Source organism: Streptacidiphilus jeojiensis (genome assembly GCF_042510965.1).
GTDB classification, from domain to species: Bacteria; Actinomycetota; Actinomycetes; order Streptomycetales; family Streptomycetaceae; genus Streptacidiphilus; species Streptacidiphilus jeojiensis.
The window spans coordinates 19135-35399 of the sequence record NZ_JBEUKS010000007.1; the positions used below are offsets into that span (position 1 = coordinate 19135).

Annotated in this window: 19 protein-coding genes; 8 read left to right on the top strand and 11 right to left on the bottom strand. The window is 71.7% G+C overall.

The window, feature by feature from the left end; translation table 11 throughout:
* Positions 1-16 precede the first annotated feature (16 nt).
* Positions 17-787 carry an SDR family NAD(P)-dependent oxidoreductase gene (locus ABUW04_RS19935; RefSeq protein WP_380566017.1) on the top strand — a complete coding sequence of 257 codons (771 nt, stop codon included), beginning with the start codon at positions 17-19 and terminating at the stop codon, positions 785-787.
* Positions 788-944: 157 nt separating this feature from the next.
* Here the strand turns inward: ABUW04_RS19935 and ABUW04_RS19940 are convergent, their stop codons facing one another.
* The 7 genes from ABUW04_RS19940 to ABUW04_RS19970 are packed head-to-tail and all read right to left on the bottom strand — an operon-like array spanning position 945 to position 7267.
* The gene (locus ABUW04_RS19940; RefSeq protein ID WP_380566018.1) at positions 945-1670 is read right to left on the bottom strand and encodes an enoyl-CoA hydratase-related protein; all 726 of its coding nucleotides are present in this window, start codon (positions 1668-1670) and stop codon (positions 945-947) included.
* Positions 1667-2974: an amidohydrolase family protein gene (locus ABUW04_RS19945; RefSeq protein WP_380566019.1), complete on the bottom strand. Its 1308-nt coding sequence runs from the start codon at positions 2972-2974 to the stop codon at positions 1667-1669. The genes ABUW04_RS19940 and ABUW04_RS19945 overlap by 4 nt, the downstream gene beginning before the upstream one ends.
* Before the next feature lie 15 nt (positions 2975-2989).
* Positions 2990-3310, bottom strand: a complete 321-nt coding sequence (locus tag ABUW04_RS19950; protein ID WP_030260279.1) for a hypothetical protein — start codon at positions 3308-3310, stop codon at positions 2990-2992.
* Complete coding sequence (locus ABUW04_RS19955) at positions 3276-3716, bottom strand: hypothetical protein (protein WP_380566020.1); 441 nt, start codon at positions 3714-3716, stop codon at positions 3276-3278. Before ABUW04_RS19955 ends, ABUW04_RS19950 begins: the two co-directional genes overlap by 35 nt.
* Complete coding sequence (locus ABUW04_RS19960; protein ID WP_380566021.1) at positions 3713-4420, bottom strand: ABC transporter ATP-binding protein; 708 nt, start codon at positions 4418-4420, stop codon at positions 3713-3715. Before ABUW04_RS19960 ends, ABUW04_RS19955 begins: the two co-directional genes overlap by 4 nt.
* Entirely contained in the window at positions 4417-5127 is a 711-nt protein-coding gene (locus ABUW04_RS19965; RefSeq protein ID WP_380566022.1) for an ABC transporter ATP-binding protein, read from the bottom strand. The genes ABUW04_RS19960 and ABUW04_RS19965 overlap by 4 nt, the downstream gene beginning before the upstream one ends.
* Positions 5108-7267 (bottom strand): branched-chain amino acid ABC transporter permease, encoded by a 2160-nt coding sequence (locus ABUW04_RS19970; protein ID WP_380566023.1) that lies wholly within the window; start codon positions 7265-7267, stop codon positions 5108-5110. The genes ABUW04_RS19965 and ABUW04_RS19970 overlap by 20 nt, the downstream gene beginning before the upstream one ends.
* 140 nt (positions 7268-7407) lie before the next feature.
* Between ABUW04_RS19970 and ABUW04_RS19975 the strand changes: the two genes are divergently transcribed.
* The 4 genes from ABUW04_RS19975 (at position 7408) to ABUW04_RS19990 (ending at position 10279) form a co-directional block, all read left to right on the top strand.
* Positions 7408-7899: a pyridoxamine 5'-phosphate oxidase family protein gene (locus ABUW04_RS19975; RefSeq protein WP_380566024.1), complete on the top strand. Its 492-nt coding sequence runs from the start codon at positions 7408-7410 to the stop codon at positions 7897-7899.
* Between the two features lie 69 nt (positions 7900-7968).
* A complete protein-coding gene (locus ABUW04_RS19980; protein ID WP_232242497.1) occupies positions 7969-8382 on the top strand; it encodes a nuclear transport factor 2 family protein in 414 nt (137 codons plus the stop codon).
* On the top strand, positions 8379-9485 hold the full coding sequence (locus ABUW04_RS19985) for an acyl-CoA dehydrogenase family protein (RefSeq protein WP_380566025.1): 1107 nt from the start codon (positions 8379-8381) through the stop codon (positions 9483-9485). Before ABUW04_RS19980 ends, ABUW04_RS19985 begins: the two co-directional genes overlap by 4 nt.
* 2 nt (positions 9486-9487) lie before the next feature.
* The gene (locus ABUW04_RS19990; protein ID WP_380566026.1) at positions 9488-10279 is read left to right on the top strand and encodes an acyl-CoA dehydrogenase family protein; all 792 of its coding nucleotides are present in this window, start codon (positions 9488-9490) and stop codon (positions 10277-10279) included.
* A 20-nt stretch (positions 10280-10299) separates the two neighbouring features.
* Here ABUW04_RS19990 and ABUW04_RS19995 read toward each other — a convergent pair whose 3' ends face one another.
* Positions 10300-11100, bottom strand: a complete 801-nt coding sequence (locus ABUW04_RS19995) for an enoyl-CoA hydratase (RefSeq protein ID WP_380566027.1) — start codon at positions 11098-11100, stop codon at positions 10300-10302.
* Positions 11101-11158: 58 nt separating this feature from the next.
* Here ABUW04_RS19995 and ABUW04_RS20000 point away from each other — a divergent pair, with 58 nt between their 5' ends.
* The 3 genes from ABUW04_RS20000 to ABUW04_RS20010 all read left to right on the top strand — a co-directional run bounded on the left by ABUW04_RS20000 (position 11159) and on the right by ABUW04_RS20010 (position 13745).
* Positions 11159-12166: a TIGR03617 family F420-dependent LLM class oxidoreductase gene (locus tag ABUW04_RS20000; RefSeq protein WP_380566028.1), complete on the top strand. Its 1008-nt coding sequence runs from the start codon at positions 11159-11161 to the stop codon at positions 12164-12166.
* 75 nt (positions 12167-12241) lie between these two features.
* The gene (locus ABUW04_RS20005; RefSeq protein WP_380566029.1) at positions 12242-13048 is read left to right on the top strand and encodes an acyl-CoA thioesterase; all 807 of its coding nucleotides are present in this window, start codon (positions 12242-12244) and stop codon (positions 13046-13048) included.
* Positions 13049-13166: 118 nt separating this feature from the next.
* A complete protein-coding gene (locus ABUW04_RS20010; RefSeq protein WP_380566030.1) occupies positions 13167-13745 on the top strand; it encodes a TetR/AcrR family transcriptional regulator in 579 nt (192 codons plus the stop codon).
* On the opposite strand, the gene ABUW04_RS20015 is transcribed toward ABUW04_RS20010, so the two are convergent.
* From ABUW04_RS20015 to ABUW04_RS20025, 3 genes are all read right to left on the bottom strand, one after another.
* Positions 13684-14427, bottom strand: a complete 744-nt coding sequence (locus ABUW04_RS20015) for an alpha/beta hydrolase fold domain-containing protein (protein ID WP_380566031.1) — start codon at positions 14425-14427, stop codon at positions 13684-13686. The two genes, ABUW04_RS20010 and ABUW04_RS20015, sit on opposite strands and share 62 nt — an antisense overlap.
* On the bottom strand, positions 14417-15136 hold the full coding sequence (locus tag ABUW04_RS20020) for an enoyl-CoA hydratase/isomerase family protein (protein ID WP_380566032.1): 720 nt from the start codon (positions 15134-15136) through the stop codon (positions 14417-14419). The genes ABUW04_RS20015 and ABUW04_RS20020 overlap by 11 nt, the downstream gene beginning before the upstream one ends.
* A gap of 90 nt (positions 15137-15226) precedes the next feature.
* Entirely contained in the window at positions 15227-16225 is a 999-nt protein-coding gene (locus tag ABUW04_RS20025; RefSeq protein WP_380566034.1) for a 2Fe-2S iron-sulfur cluster-binding protein, read from the bottom strand.
* Positions 16226-16265 lie beyond the last annotated feature (40 nt).

Below are 16265 nucleotides of genomic sequence, written 5' to 3' on the forward strand. Positions count from 1 at the left end.
CTGTGAGGCACAGCGTATGAAGGACTTCTTCGGCCGCCCCGGCGCCGCGTTCGTCGCCGGCGGAAGCGGCGGCATCGGCGCCGCGATCGTCAGGATCCTGGCCCGGCGCGGCAGCGACGTGGCGTTCAGCTACCGCGCCAACCAGGCCGCGGCCGAGGGCGTTGCGGGCGAGGTCAAGGAGCGCGGACGCCAGGCCCTGGCGCTCCAGCTCGACCTGGAGGACGAGACCGCCACCGCCGAGGCCGTGGCCCGGGCGACGGGGGCCTTCGGCGGCCTGCACACCGTGGTCTACGCGGCCGGCCCGCACGTGCCGATGACGCACCTCAGCAAGGTGACGCCGGGTCAGTACCGGGCCCAGCTGGTCGCCGACGCGGCTGCCTTCTTCAACCTGGTGCACCCGGCCCTCCCACTGCTGCGGGAGAGCCGGGGCAGCATCGTCGCGGTCACCACGGTGGCCACCCGCCGGTTCCCGGTCCGTGACGGCCTGTCGTCCGGCACCAAGGGCGCGGTCGAGGCCGTCGCCCGGGCACTGGCGGCCGAGGAGGGCCGCTTCGGCGTCCGGGTGAACTGCGTGGCTCCTGGGATGCTGACGGACGGCATCGCCGCCCGCCTGATCGACTCCGGCGAGCTGGACGCGGCAGCGCTGGAGATCACCAAGCGCAACATTCCGCTGCGCCGCTTTGGCGATGCGGGGGACATCGCCGAAGCAGTGGCCTTCCTGGCCTCCGATGCGGCGGGGTTCATCACCGGGCAGGCGTTGGGGGTCGACGGCGGATACAGCGTGTGAGGTCCGGTTCGAGCTTGTGTTGCCGTGAGTGGGTGGCTTGTCGCGCAGTTCCCCGCGCCCCTAGCAATTGCAACTGACCGTTCGTTGCAATCACCCAGGGGCGCGGGGCTCTGCTTGATTAACTGCGTGCGCGCTCAGCCACCCGCTGCCGGCACGTTCACGCCCCGGTCCACACCGGCGGCCTCCGCTCTGCGAAGGCGCGCGCGCCCTCCGTGGCGTCGGCGCTGCGGAAGACTGCCGTCACCTCCTCAGGCTCGCCCCAGCGGCGTTCCCGCATCAGCTTCTTGGTCATGGCGACGCCCAGCGGGCCGTTCTCGGCGATCCGGCTCGCCAGGGCCAGGGCCTCGGTCAGTACCTGGTCGGCGGGTACGACCCGGTTCACCAGGCCGAACTCGCGGGCCTGCGCGGCGGTGACCGGGTCGCCGGTGAGCCCCATCTCCAGGGCCACGGACAGCGGCGCCCGCGACGCCAGCGTGGTTCCGCCGCCCGCCGCGAACAGCCCGCGCTTGACCTCGCTCATCCCGAGCTTCGCACCCTCGGCCGCGACGACCAGATCGCACGCCAGCATCAGTTCGAAGCCGCCGCCCATCGCCGAACCGTTGAGCGCGGCGACCACCGGGGTGGCGATGCCCTCGCGGAAGAACCAGACCAGTCCGTCGAACTTGCCGCCTTTGGTGAACGCCTTCAGGTCCATGCCGGCACAGAAGACCGTTCCGGCCCCGGTCACCACGACGGCCCGTACCTCCGGGTCGGCGTCGGCTGAGCGCAGCACGTCCGACAGGTCGTCGATCAGCCCGGGGCTGAGGGCGTTCCGCGCCTCCGGCCGGTTGAGGGTGGCGACCAGCACATTGCCGACCCGTTCGGTCAGCACCACGTCGCTCACTTGGCGGCCGCCGAGGCCGCCGCGGTCGCCGCGCGGGCCCGGGAGCGGTAGGCCTCCAGCTTCTCCTCCGGCTCGATCAGCCGGTGGCTGCGGGACTGGATCGACACGTCGTGGCCCTTGGCCAGCGCCCGCAGCGCTCCCACCGTGGCCTGCTCGCGCGGGACGTGCGAGAAGGGGGCGAAGGAGTACCAGCGCATGGCGTTCTCGTGGGTCATCTTGTTGATGTCCGAGTCGGGGACGTCGAAGCGGTTCATCACGCCGAGCAGCTCCTCGGGCGCCTCCGGCCACATCGAGTCGCTGTGCGGGTAGTCGCACTCCCAGGCGATGTTGTCGATGCCGATGTCGTGACGGAGCTTCACCCCCACCGGGTCGCTGATGAAGCAGGTGAGGAAGTGCTCGCGGAAGACCTCCGACGGCAGCTTCCCGCCGAAGTCCTGGAGGGTCCAGGCGGAGTGCATCTCGAAGGTGCGGTCCACCCGCTCCAGGAAGTAGGGGATCCAGCCGGTGCCGCCCTCGGACAGGGCGATCTTCAGGTCGGGGTAGTCCTTGACCGGCTGGGACCACAGCAGGTCGGCCGCGGCCGAGACGATGTTCATCGGCTGCAGCGTGATCATGACGTCGGGGGGCGAGTCGACCGCCGGGATCGCCAGCCGGCCCGAGGAGCCGATGTGCACCGACATCACGGTGTCGGTGTCCGACAGCGCCTTCCACAGCGGGTTCCAGTACGGGTCGTGGAAGCTCGGGTAGCCGAGCACGGCCGGGTTCTCGGTGAAGGTCAGCGAGTGGCAGCCCTTGGCGGACACCCGGCGCACCTCCGCCGCGCACAGTTCGGGGTCCCAGATGGCGGGGATGGCCATCGGGATGAACCTGCCGGGGTGGGCCCCGCACCACTCGTCGATGTGCCAGTCGTTGTAGGCGCGCACCAGCGCCAGCGAGAAGTCCGGGTCCTCGGTGGCGAACAGCCGGGCCGCGAAGCCGGGGAAGGACGGGAAGTTCATCTGGGCCAGGATCCCGCCCGCGTTCATGTCCGCGATGCGCTCGTTGACGTCGTAGCAGCCGGGCCGGATCTCGTCCAGGGCCTGCGGTTCCAGGCCGTACTCCTCCTTGGGCCGCCCGGCCACCGCGTTCAGGGCGGCGGTGCGGATCACCGTCTCGCGGAACGTCCAGGTGTCGGTGCCGTCCTCCTGGTGGACCAGCTGCGGCGCGTCGTCCTTGTAGCGCTGCGGCAGGTGGTTCACGAACATGTCGGGCGGTTCGATGATGTGGTCGTCCACGCTGATGAGGATCATGTCGTCGCGGTCCATGACACTGCCTTTCTCTCAGTCGGAGGCAGGCAGCGGCTTCGCTGCCTTGATGGTCATCGGGACGCCGTCGCAGCTCAGCGCGCCGGAACCGGAGACGGTGCAGAGCAGTTCGAGCGTCCCTGCGGCGTCGGTGTAGCGCTTGCCGATCAGCGTGGCGGCGTCGGCCCCGCCGGAGGGCGCGGGCCGGGCGGTCGCGGCGGCCGCGGCGACCATCGGACTGCCGCCGCAGGCGATCACCGGCTGCCCCTCGGCGGCGCGGATGACCACCACCCGGGTGCTGCAGACGGTGCTGGCGAGCTGGTCACCGGGGCGCAGCCTCGTTGCCGGTGAGGTCATGGCGGAGGTCCCTTTCGAGCAGGCGGTCGGCGAGGAGGGAGAGGTCGTAGGACTGGCGGGCCAGCCAGAAGCGGAGGAACCCGATCAGCGAGTACCGCAGGAACAGGGCGGCGCCCACCACGCTCGCGGTGATCCCGGCGAGCGCGACCGTGAGGGCGTCCCCCTGGGTGAGCGAGTCGGTGGTGCCGCGGGACATCAGATAGGCCGTCACCGCGAGCACCGGGCCGACCAGCATCAGGACGACTCCCAGGCGCAGCCAGAGCGTGGCTCTGCCGGCGGCCGGGTCCGGGATCTTCAGCGCCGCCAGGTCGCGGACGAATCGGTCCGCGCGCGTCTCGGTGGAGGTACCGACGGATGTCTCGCCAGTGCCTGTCTGGGCGGTGGATGTCGGACTGGTGGATGTCACAGCGGACTCCCCATGTAGAGGGCGGAAAGTTCGGCGCGCAACCCGCTGTCCGGGTGGCCCTGCCGTTGGACCCGGCCGCGCACCAGCACGGCCGCATGGTCGGCGATCCCCAGGACGGCCGCCGCGAACTGTTCGACCACCAGCACGGCCACGCCCTGCCGGGCGATCTCGGCCACCTGCTCGTACAGCCGGCCGACGACCAGGGGCGCCAGCCCCATGGAGAGTTCGTCCAGCAGCAGCACGGCCGGGTCGGTGGCCAGGCCGCGGGCGAGGGCCAGCATCTGCTGCTCGCCGCCGGACAGGGTGCCGGCCTGCTGCGAGGCGCGTTTGGCGAGGATCGGGAACCGCGCGAAGGCGATCTCCTCGATCTCGGCGCGGCTGCGGCCGGTGAAGGTCATCATCAGCAGGTTGTCCCGGACCGTCAGGTTGGGGAAGACTCCGCGTCCCTCCGGGATCAGGCAGACCCCGGCGCGGGCCAGCCGGCGCGGATCGGCTCCGGTCACGTCCCGCCCGCCGACCAGCAGCCGGCCTGACGCGGCCGGGTGGACCCCGGCGGCCACCCGCAGCACGGTGGTCTTGCCGGCGCCGTTCGGGCCGAGCAGGGCCACCACCTGACCGGCGGCGACCGCGAGGTCCACGCCGTGCAGCACATTGATCCGTTCATGGGCCGCACGGATGCCGCGCAGTTCCAGCAGTGCGCTCACGCGTCCCCCAAGTAGGCTGCCAGGACCGTCTCGTCGTGCCGGACCAGGTCGGGCGGGCCGACGGCGATGACCTTGCCGAGGTCGAGCACGTACACCTGGTCGCACACGCTCATCACCAGGCCCATGTCGTGCTCGACCAGCACCACGGCGGTGCCCTCGTCGGCCAGTGCGCGCAGCAGGGCGGCGAAGCGCTCGGTCTCCTCGCCGTCCTGGCCGGCTGCGGGCTCGTCGAGCAGCAGCACCTTGGGGCGCATCGCCAGCGCCCGGCCCACCTCGACCAGTCGGCCGACCCCGGTGGGCAGCGAGTCGGGTGAGCTGTCGGCGATCGCGGTCAGGCCGAGCCTGGTCAGCAGTGCGTCGACCAGCACCGCGGCCCTGCGCCGGTCGGGCCCCAACTCGGCGGCGACCAGCAGGTTGTCACGGACGCTCAGCCGGCCGAAGAGCTCCAGCCGTTGGAACGTCCGCGCCAGGCCGTGCCTGGAGCGGCCGGCGGGCCTGGACCGGGTGACGTCCCGTCCGTCCAGGAACACCCGGCCCGAGGATGGCCTGCGCAGTCCTGACACCACGTCGAACAGGGTGCTCTTGCCGGCCCCGTTGGGCCCGATCAGCCCGGTGACGTGGCCTGACTCGGCGGTCAGGCCGACCCCGTCCAGGGCCCGGTTGCCGCCGAAGGCCACCGTCACCCCGCTAACCTGCAGCGATGCCACGGGCGAGCACCTCCTCGTCCTCCGGGCGCCAGGCGCGCCGTATGCCCAACCACTCGACCGGGACCTCCTCCGGTGCAGCCGCTTCCGCTCCGGCCGAGTCGTGGACAGCGGCGGCGGCCAGGACGGCCCGCTGCCGGGCCGCCGCCCACCCCCGCAGTGCCAGCGCGAGGACCAGCGCGACGCCGCAGAAGACCCATCCGTCGATCACGTCGGCCAGCCGCAGCACCCAGGCCGCCGCGATGCCGACCACCAGGACCGGCAGCGCGATCCGGTCCCGGGCCACCGGTGCCCACTCGCTGCGCATGGTGGGCACCACCCCGTCGGGGTTGCGGCCCAGTCCCACCCCGGCCAGTCCGGGCAGCAGCGCCACGGCGTTCTGCGACCAGGGCGCGATGGCGATCAGCGCGTTGATCGGCCCGACGTAGGCCGTCCCGGTGAACAGGCCGCTGCCCACCGCGCCGAGGCCGCCGACCACCGCGACCAGGAAGATCGGCAGCCCGGCCACCAGATTGAACTGGGTGGCCGAGACGGACTGCAGCTGCATCCCGTACAGCGCCCCGCCGAGGCCGGCGATGCCCGAGGCCAGGGCGAACACCAGGGCCTTGGCCAGCAGCAGGTTGCCGCCGAGCGTCGCGTAGGCGGCCTCGCTGTCGCGCAGCGCGATCAGCCGCCGTCCGAACCTGCCGCGGCGCAGCGCCGCCACCCCGATGGAGGCGAGGGCCAGGCAGACCGCGGCGAACACCATCAGCTGCGACTCACTGTCCAGGTGCAGGCCGAACAGGTCCGGCCCGACCGCGGTGACCGAGCCCTGGTCGAACAGTCCGATCTGGACTCCGAACAGCTTGAACGTCGGCAGGGTGAAGATCCACTGATCGAGCACCACCGCGAACGCGGCCGTGCCGAGGGCCAGATAGACCCCGGAGAGCCGGAGCGCGGGCAGCGCGATCAGCCCCCCGGCCACGGCGGAGACCACGACCGCGACCAGCAGCGCCCACAGCTCCCCGTGCGCGCCGAGGTGCGCCCACACGACCGCGCCGATCCCGGCCATGCTCAGCTGGCACAGCGAGATCTGTCCCGCATAGCCGGCCAGTGGCACATAGGACAGCGCCACCACGCCGAGCGAGAAGATCGGGCCGTAGGTGATCAGGTCGGGGGCGCTCAGCACGGTGGCCAGGACCACCCCGAACGCCACCACCGCCAGCGCGAACAGGCCCGTACCGGCCATGGTCGGCACCGGGATCTGCCGCAGCCGCCGGTCGCGTCCGCGCAGCCGCCGGTGCGGGAAGGCCAGCAGCGCCGCGAACAGCAGCAGCGCCGGCGCGGCCAGGCGCAGGCCCGGGAGGTAGGCGTTCTGCGGCAGGTAGCCGGCCAGGTAGCTCTCCATGCAGCCGACCACGATCGCGCCGACGAAGGTCATCGGCAGGCTGCGCAGCCGGCCGAAGACGGCCGCTGTGTAGGCGCTGACGATCAGCAGGGAGAGCTGCGAGGCGTCCAGGGTGACCGTCGGGGCGATCAGGATGCCGCCGACGGCGGCCAGTTGGGTGCCCAGGATCCAGGCGACCTGGTTGGCGCGCACCGGCCTCGCACCGGCGAGTCCGACCAGCGCGCGGTCGTCGACGGTCGCCCGCATCTCCGCGCCGGTCCGGGTCCGGTACATCAGCACCCGCAGCCCGATCGCCACGGCCACCGCGACCGCCATGGTGATGGCCTGATGCCAGGTCACCGTGGCCGGACCGAGGTGGAACGGCTTCCGGTCGGCGAAGAACGTCGGCAGCGGCCGGGCGACGTTGGGGTCCCAGATCCACCGGGCCGCGGCGATCAGACCGCTCAGCATCGCCACCGTCATCACCAGGCGTTCGGCCTCGCCCAACGCCTGGACCGGTCGCAGCACGGCCCGCTCCACCAGCAGCGCGAAGGCCGGTGCGAGCACCAGCAGCACCAGCACCAGGGCGACCGGGACCGGCCAGCCCCAGCCGACGGTGAACTGCCAGTAGCAGAACGCGGCGAGCATGCCCGCCGCACCGTGCGCGAAGTTGAACACGCCGGTCGTGGAGTAGGTGAGCACCAACCCGCTGCCGATCACCGCGTAGATCGCGGCGGTGCTCAGGCCGACGATCCCGAAGGTGATGAACTGGTCCATTACTCGCCGCCAACCGGTCTGGGCAGATCCATGGGATGTCCTCCTCGTTGCAGACTCCAGCAAGTGAGTCTGCTCCTCTCCACAGATGGAAGCTATCTTCTCGCTAATGAAGAATCAATCATTCGGACCAAGGAGGAACCATGGCCAAGCAGCGGTTCGGCACCTCGATCGCGATGACCGACGACGAACGTGACGCGTTCCTGCGCACCCGGCCGGTCTGCCGGGTCGCGACGGTGGGCCCGGACGGGCGCCCGCACGTCAGCGCCCTGTGGTTCGTCTGGGACGGCAGCGCGCTGTGGCTCAACTCACTGACCCGCAGCAAGCGCTGGGCCGACCTCGCGGCGGATCGGCGCTGCAGCGTGATCGTCGACGAGGGCGACACCGACTTCATGGCGCTGTGCGGCGTTGAGCTGCAGGGAAGCGTCGAGGTCGTCGGCGAGGCCCCGCGTCGGGGCGAGCCCCTGGAGCAGCTGCTGACCCCCGAGAAGCTCTTCGCCGACAAGTACATGGGCGGCGGCGACTTCCGCTACGACGGCCGGCACGGCTGGCTCCGGCTGCTGCCGGAGACGGTGGTCAGCTGGGACTTCGCCAAGCTGCGGCAGCGTCCGTTGACGCCGCCGCCGACCTCGTGAGAACCTTCCATCCGTTCAGTGAGAATTAAATTCTCACACATGCCGGTGCCAGGAAGGGCGGTCGGGTCCTTGTCCACTGACGACCTGATGGAGATCCAGCAACTGCTGGCCCGCTACGCGGTGCAGATGACCCGCGGGGACATCGACGGCGTGATCGCCGTCTTCACCCCCGACGGCAGCTACAGCGCCTTCGGCGACAGCTACGGACTGGACGAGTTCCCGGCGCTGGTCGCCGCCGCCCCCAAGGGGCTGTTCCTCACCGGGACACCCGTGGTCGAGCTGTCGGGGGACAGCGCGACCGGCACCCAGCCGCTCTGCTTCGTCGACCACGCCAGCCACGACCTGCGGATCGGCTACTACAACGACACCTATCTGCGCACCGCCGAGGGCTGGCGGCTGCGGACCCGGGCGATGACCTTCATCCGCCGCAGCGGAGCGCACGACTCGGGCCGCCCGCACGCCTACCAGCGCCCGGACGCATGAGCAGCACGCACATGAACGTCGCCGACTTCCGGTCGGGCCTGCGGACCTGGCTGGACCAGCACGACCTGTCCCCCGGGCCGGACCACTCCCTCGACGGACAGGTCGCCCAACTGGCCCGGGTGCGCAGGGCGCTCTTCGACGCGGGCTGGATGCGGTACGGCTGGCCCCCCGACGTCCAGGGACTCGGGGGGCCGGCGGTGCTGCGCGCCGTGCTCGGCGAGGAGGTCGCCGAACGCGGCCTGGCCGAGCCGGGGATCTACTCGATGGTCGAGGTGCTGGTCCCGACGCTGATCTCGTACGCCCCGCCGGCACTGGCGGAGACCATGGTCCCGCGGCTGCTCAGCGGCCGCGAGCAGTGGTGCCAGGGCTTCTCCGAGCCCGGCTCCGGCAGCGACCTGGCCTCACTCACCACCCGGGCGGTCCCGCGCGAAGGGGGAGACTGGGTGATCACCGGTCAGAAAGTCTGGACCAGCCTGGCCCAGTACGCCGCCCGCTGCGTCCTGCTCACCCGCACCGGCCCCGGCCACGGCGGGATCACCGCCTTCTTCGTCGACATGGACACCCCCGGCATCACCGTCAGGCCGCTGCGGACCATGCACGGCGTGGACGAGTTCGCCGAGGTGTTCCTGGACGACGTGGTCGTCCCCGCCGACCGGATGCTCGGCCGCCCGGGCGACGGCTGGCAGCTGGCGATGGACCTGCTCCCGCACGAGCGCTCCACCTGCTTCTGGCACCGCATCGCCCACCTGTTCACCCGGCTGGACCGCTTGCTCGACGAGACCGGGGATCCGGACGACGACGCCCTGGGCGCCGCCTACCTGGCGCTGCACACCGCCCGGGCCCGCTCCCACACGACCCAGCGGCGACTGGCCGCAGGCGCCGTCCTCGGCCCGGAGACCTCGGTCGACAAGGTCCTGCTGGCCACCGCCGAGCAGCGGCTGTTCGACACGGCCCGGGACCTGCTGCCGGGCGTGCTGGAACTGACGGACTCCCCCTGGCGGGAGGAGTACCTGTACTCCCGGGCGGCGACCATCTACGGCGGCACCGCCGAGATCCAACGCAACATCATCGCCCGCCGGCTGCTCGGCCTGGGGAAGGACTGACCGTGGACCAGGCCGAACGGGAACTGCTCGCGGAGACGCTCCGCAAGACGATGACGGCGGCGTCGGGCCGCGCCCTCGACTCGGCCCTGGCCGACCTCGGCTGGGCCGAGCTGCTCGCCGAACTGCCGGACGTCGCAGTCCCCTTGACCTTCCGCCTGCTCGGCGAGACCGGCGCCCACGCCCCACTGCTGAACGACGTCCTGCTCCGCGCGGCCGGACGACCGCCCGGCGGCACCCCGGCACTGCCGTACACCGGCGGCGCGTGGGTGCGCTGGGAGCGGGACGACCGGGAGAGCACGGCGCTGGACGGGGACCTGCCGCTGCGCATCCTCCCGGCCGGGGAGCCGCTCACGGACCCGGCGCTGGCCGCCGGCCGCCGCGCACTCGGCTGGTGGCTGCTGGGCACCGGCCGGGCCATGCTCGCGCTCGCCCGCACCCATGTGCTGGACCGCACCCAGTTCGGCCGCCCGCTCTCCTCGTTCCAGGCGGTACGGCACCTGCTCGCCGAGACCCTGGTCGACCTGGAGGGCGCCGAGGCGACCCTGCTGGCCGCCGAGGACGGGCTCGGCTCACTGCTCGCCAAGGCGGCCGCCGGACGGGCGGCGCTGACGGCGGCCCGGCACTGCCAGCAGGTGCTCGGCGGGATCGGCTTCACCGCCGAGCACGGCCTGCACCGGCATGTCCGGCGGACCCTGGTGCTGGACGGACTGCTCGGCAGCGCACGGGAGTTGACCAGGGAGGCGGGAGCGCTGCTGCGGGAGACCGGCACGGCCCCCCGGCTGGTCCAGCTCTGACGTCACGTCAAACCCTGACCTCAGGCCCGGGTCTGCGCACGTCCGCGAGCGGTGACCTCGCGGCGCCGGGCGGCGACCTGGCTGGTCCCGGGCTGCCAGGTCTCGGCCATGACGCCCTCGATGTGGTGCGCCTCGTCGAGGGTGGCGGTGTTGGCCAGCTGACGGTAGTGCCGGAGCAGCCGGCGCACGCCGCGCTGGTCGTTGCTGACGATGTCGGCGGCCAGCCGCCGGGCGCAGGGAAGCAACTCCTGGTGCGGCACGACATGGTTGACCAGTCCGAAGTCCAACGCCTCGTCAGCGGTCAGGAAATTGCCGGTGAGTGACATCTCGACAGCCCGGCGCAGCCCGACGGACTGGGCCAGCAGCACGGTGGCACCGCCGCCCGGCATGATGCCGAGCCGGGCATGGGTGTCGGCGAACCTGGCCCGCTCCGACGCCACCAGGAAGGTGCACTGCAGGGCCACTTCGAGCCCGCCGGTCACCGCGACGCCGTTGACGGCCCCGATCACCGGCTTGCCGATGACCGGCAGGAACCGGTAGAGGCCGTTGCTGTCACGCTCGGGCCCCTGGCCCGATGCCCGGGGAGCCGCGGTGGCGGGTATCTCCCCCGACACCTCCTTCAGGTCGACGCCGGCGCAGAACGCGGGATCCGCTCCGGTCAGGATCACCGCATCGACGTCGGTGTCCCGCCCAGCCGCGGTGACCGCGTCCCACAGCGCCTGGGTGAGCTCCCGGCTCAGCGCATTGCGGGCCTCCGGCCGGTTCAGCGTCACCGTCGCGACGCGCTCCTCGATGTCGACCAGAACGACGGGCTCGGGCAAGGGACACCTCTTCGCAGAGAACTAGATTCTCACTGAATGCACATCATACTATCCATAAATGAAAATCGATGGTGGTATCACCGGCCTGGCCGGCGCCGCAGCACGGGCCCGCGCCCTGGAGGGCGACGGCTACGACGCCGCCTGGGCGGGAGAGCTCAACCAGGACCCCTTCCTCCCGCTCGCGGTCGCCGCCGAGGTGACCGACCGGATCGAGCTGGGCACATCCATCGCGGTCGCCCTGGCCCGATCGCCGATGACCCTCGCCTACACCGCCGACGACCTGCAACGGCACTCGGGCGGCCGACTGCTGCTCGGCCTCGGCTCGCAGGTGAAGGCCCATGTGGTGCGCCGCTACTCCATGCCCTGGGGCCGGCCCGCGGCGCAGCTGCGCGAGTTCGTCCTCGCCCTGCGGACCATCTGGTCCTCCTGGCAGGACGGCACACCGCTGGACTTCCGGGGCGAGTACTACCGGCACACCCTCATGCCCCCGGACTTCGTCCCCCCGCGCCACGACTTCGGCCCGCCCAGGGTGCTGCTGGCCGGTGTCGGCGAGCTGATGACCCGTACCGCCGGCGAGGTGGCCGACGGCTTCCTCTGCCACGGCTACACCACCGCGCGCTGGATCCGCGAACGGACCCTGCCGGCCCTGCGCGAGGGGCGCGAGCGGGCCGGCGCCACCATGGACGGCTTCGAGGTGGCCAACACCCCGTTCATCGTCACCGGCACCGACCAGGAGATGGAGGCCGCCCTGCCGGTGCTGCGCGCCCGGATCGCGTTCTACGCCTCCACCCCCGCCTACCGGGGCGTGTTCGAGCTGCACGGATGGGGCGACCTGAACCAGGAGTTGACCGCCCTGTCGAAGGCGGGGCGCTGGCCGGAGATGGCCGGCCTGGTCACCGACGAGATGGTCGACGCCTTCGCGATCGTCGCCCGGCCCGACGACCTGCCCGACCGCGTCGCGGAACGCTTCGGCGGACTGCTGACCCGCATCACCTTCACCCCTCCGCCCGGCCTCGCCCGCGATGCCGCCGCGGACCTGGTCGAGCGGCTGCGGGCGTGCTGCTGAGGGTTGCGAAACAACATTCTCGTAAACGAGAATCAGACTTACCCACCTGGACCCCGACCCGCACCGGGAGCACCCGTGACCGACCTCTGGACCGACCTGCTGGCCTGCGTGGACCTGCGCGAGCAGGAGGGCGGACCGGGCCCGCGCTACACCGGTCCCAACCAGCGACTGCCCTACCACCGCCTGTTCGGTGGGCAGTTGCTGGCCCAGTTCGTCCGGGCCGCCTCGCTCGCCTGCCCCGGAAAGACCGTCAAGTCCCTGCACGCGCTGTTCCCCCGGGCCGGAAGGACCGACGAACCGGTCGACTACCAGGTGGAGCGCCACCACGAGGGCGGCACCTTCGCCACGGTCACGGTCGTGGCCCGGCAGACGTCGGGCGTCGTGGCCACCGCCGCGGTGTCGCTGCACGCCTTCGAGGAGGGGCTCGACCGGCAGGGCGACCTGAAGGTCCCTGAGGTCCCCGCGGCCGAGCACGCACTGGCTCTCGACCTGATCCCCTGGGACACCCGCTCGCTCGGCAGCCTGGACACCCCGGACGCCGATCCGGCCGAGTTCGACCTGTGGATGCGCACCCCGCCGGTCGACCCGCAGCTGGCCCCCGCTTTGACCGCCTACGCGACCGACCTGACCCTGATCGGCACCGCGCTGCGCCCCCTGGAGGGGGTCACCCAGAACGACTCGGGCACCGCGTTCACCTCCGCCGTCACCTCGCACAGCCTGTGGTTCCACCGCCCGTTCCGCACCGACGACTGGCTGCTGCTGCGTCAGCACAGCCCGCTGCTGGCGCACGGCCGGTGCTTCGGCCGGGGCGACGTGATCACCCGCGACGGCTCGCTGGTCGCCTCCTACGCCCAGGAGGCCCTGCTGCGCTTCCGGTCCTGAGATCGGACTTCCGGTCCTGGGACCGGAGAGGGCCAAAAGCCTCGTCCGGGCGGGAAGGCGCGCATAGTGTTGCCCCGGGACACGGCGTGGTGTGCCGGAAGGGTGCCGGATGATAGCGATGACGACCCAGCGCGAGGAGATCCTCTTCACCGCCCTGGAGGTGTACGCCGAACGCGGTTACCGGGGCACCTCCCTCGACCTGGTCGCCGAGCGCGCGGGCCTGACCAGGCAGGGCCTGCTGCACCACTTCCCGAGCAAGAAGAAGCTGCTCATCGCGCTGCTCGAGTTCCGCGAGGAACGCAGCCGGGCCTACCTGGCCGCCGACCACGCGGACAAGGACTGGCCGAACCAGCTCGCCGAGGCGCTGACCTTCGACCACCGGATGCCGGTGCTGGCCGAGGTCCACAGCGTGCTGCTGGCCGAGAGCATCAGCGGGAACGACCTGGACCAGCAGTACCTGCACGACCATCAGCAGACCCTGGAGGAGCGCACGGTCGCGCTGTTCGCGGAGCGCTACGGACCCCGGCTGCCCAGCGGGCTGACCCCGCGGACCGCCGCGACGGCGGTCCTGGCCATGATCGAGGGGATGCAGCTGCAGTGGCTGCTGGAGCCGGATCAGACGGACTATCCGGCGATCATGCGGGATACGCTGTCCGTGCTTCTGGGGTCCGCTCCCGAGGACTCCATCGCTGAATGAAGCCGGCCATGGCCGTGAGGACCTCCGCGCGCAGGCTCGCCGCGTCCGCCCGCACATGCAGGTCCACCGTGACGCCGGAGCGGGCCGCGCGGTTGGCGAACTCCACCGAGTCGTCGAGCAGCGGATCGGTGCCGGCCACCAGCAGCTGGATCGGCGGCAGTCCGTGCAGATTGGCGAGCAGCGGGCTGAGCAGGGGGTTGGTCGGCGCGGTGCCGGCGGCATAGCGCTCGGCCCAGCGGCCGAGCTCGGCCACGTCGAAGGTGGGGTCGGCGGTCGCGTTCAGCTGCAGGCTGGGCGCCTGCATGGTGAGGTCGAGCAGGGCCGAGACCAGCACCCCGCAGCACGGTGCCGGCTCGCCCAGGTCCCGCAGCCGCAGCAGCAGCGCGGCGGCCAGGCCCGCTCCCTGACGCTCCCCCACCACGGCCACCGGCCCCTGGCTCCGGCAGTAGTCGTAGGCGGAGTGGACGTCCTCCAGCGCGGCCGGGAAGGCGGTCCGGTGCCGCGGGGCGACGACCACCGCCCCGGTCCGCAGGGCCAGCCGCTCGGCCAGGCCGGGAGCCGACTCCGGCGCGCCGGAGAGCCTCCGGTCACCGGGCAGGTACAGGACGACGCCCCCGGTGGGGTTCGGCGGACGCACGACCACGCCCACCGAGCCCGTCTCGACCCGCGGTTCACTTCGCACGCGACATCACTCCGTCCACTGCCTGCCAGTGCTCGTCGGCCACCCACAGCTGCGCGAAGAGCCGCGCCGCCTGCTCGGCCGAGCCGTCTCCCGTGATCACCTGCTTGATCGCCTGCGCCGGTGCGGTGGCGAGCGACCTGGCCAGCGAGCGCCAGCCCTGCTCGAACGAGGCCCGCGGCAGCACCCGGTCCACCAGGCCGAGGCGTTCGGCCTCGACGGCGCCGACCATGGCCCCCGTGCCCGCGAGCAGCAGCGCCCTCCCCCGGCCGACCAGTGCCGCGAGCCGTTCGGCGCCGCCCCAGGCCGGCATGATCGCGAGCGTCACCTGGGTGAAGCCGATCCTGATGTCGTCGGCGGCCACCCGGATGTCGGCGGCCAGGGCGACCTCGGCCCCGCCTCCCAGGGCATGCCCGTTCAGGGCCGCGATCACCGGGCCGGGGAACGCCGCCAGTCGGTCGCAGATCCCCCGCATCCGCAGGGCCATGGCCATCGCCTCCTCCTCGGTCCGGATCGCGGCGAGTTCCTTCAGGTCCCCACCGGACACAAAGGCCCGGTCGCCCGCGCCGGTGATGACCAGGGCCCGGGAGCCCTCCGCCGCATCGAGAGCCTTGTCCAGCTCGTCCATGGTGCTCAGCGCGATGGCGTTACGGGCCTGCGGGCGGTTGATGGTGACGACGGCCAGCCCTTGGTCCAGCTCCAGCTCTACCATCAAGCTTCTCCATATGAGAGATGCGTATTCTCATTCTGAGCGAACATCATATTCACCGGCAGCGGCGCAGTCCAGACCGGTCCCACCGGATCAGTCCTCGTAGACGACGGTGACGTGCGGAGTCACCGGCTCCCCCTGGCAGGTGAGGATCCAGCCGTCGGCGATCTCGTCCTCCTCCAGCGCGTTGTTCACCCGCATCCGGGCCTTGCCCTCGGTGATCTGGGCGATGCAGGTGGCACAGTTCCCCGCCTCGCAGGAGAAGGGCGGCGCCAGACCGGCCCGGCGCGCGCTCTCCAGCAGGGTCTCGTTGGCGTGCTGGGCGACGGTGTGCCGCTTGCCGGAGAGGACGATGGAGACGGTGCCGTCCAGTTCGCCGTCCGGGGAGCCGTCGCCGGAGTCGACCACTGCGGCCGGGGCGGCGAAGCGCTCCGCGAAGATCCGTGCCGGCTCGGCGCCGTGGGCCAGCAGCGCACGCTCCGTCAGGTCCATGAAGGGCGCTGGTCCGCAGAGGTAGAAGTCCGCGCCCCGGTCGCCCAGGACGAACTCGCGCACCTGGTCCTCGGTGACATAGCCCGACCGGTCGTCCAGGTGGTGCCGGATCTCGAAGCGGGTCGGGTGGCGCCGGGCCAGCTCGTCCATCGCGGGTCCGAAGATGACCGAGTCGGCGTCCCGGTCGGCCGCCAGCACCCGGACCCGTCGCGCCGTCGTCGCCAGCGCGGTCTTGACCAGGGACAGGATCGGCGTGACGCCGCTGCCCCCGCAGAACGCCAGCAGCGGCGCCGGGGTCTCCCGCAGGCAGAACAGCCCGGTGGGACGGGTGGTCTCGATGACGTCGCCGGGCCGCAGGTGGTCGTGCATCCAGTTGGAGACCAGGCCGCCGGGGACCCGCTTCACCGTCGTCATCAACTCGGTGTCGGTGTCCGGGGAGCTCGACATCGAGTAACTGCGCAGGGTGTCGCAGACCTTGACGGTCAGGAACTGTCCGGCCCGGTAGGGATAGGGGACGTCGAGCACATAGGTGCGCGTGTCGGCGGTCTCCTGGATGACTCGGGTGATTCGGGCCGGATACAGGCCCTGGTCTCGTCCCATGTATGGAATTTAGCTTCTCTTGCTGAGAGAGTGCAATTCT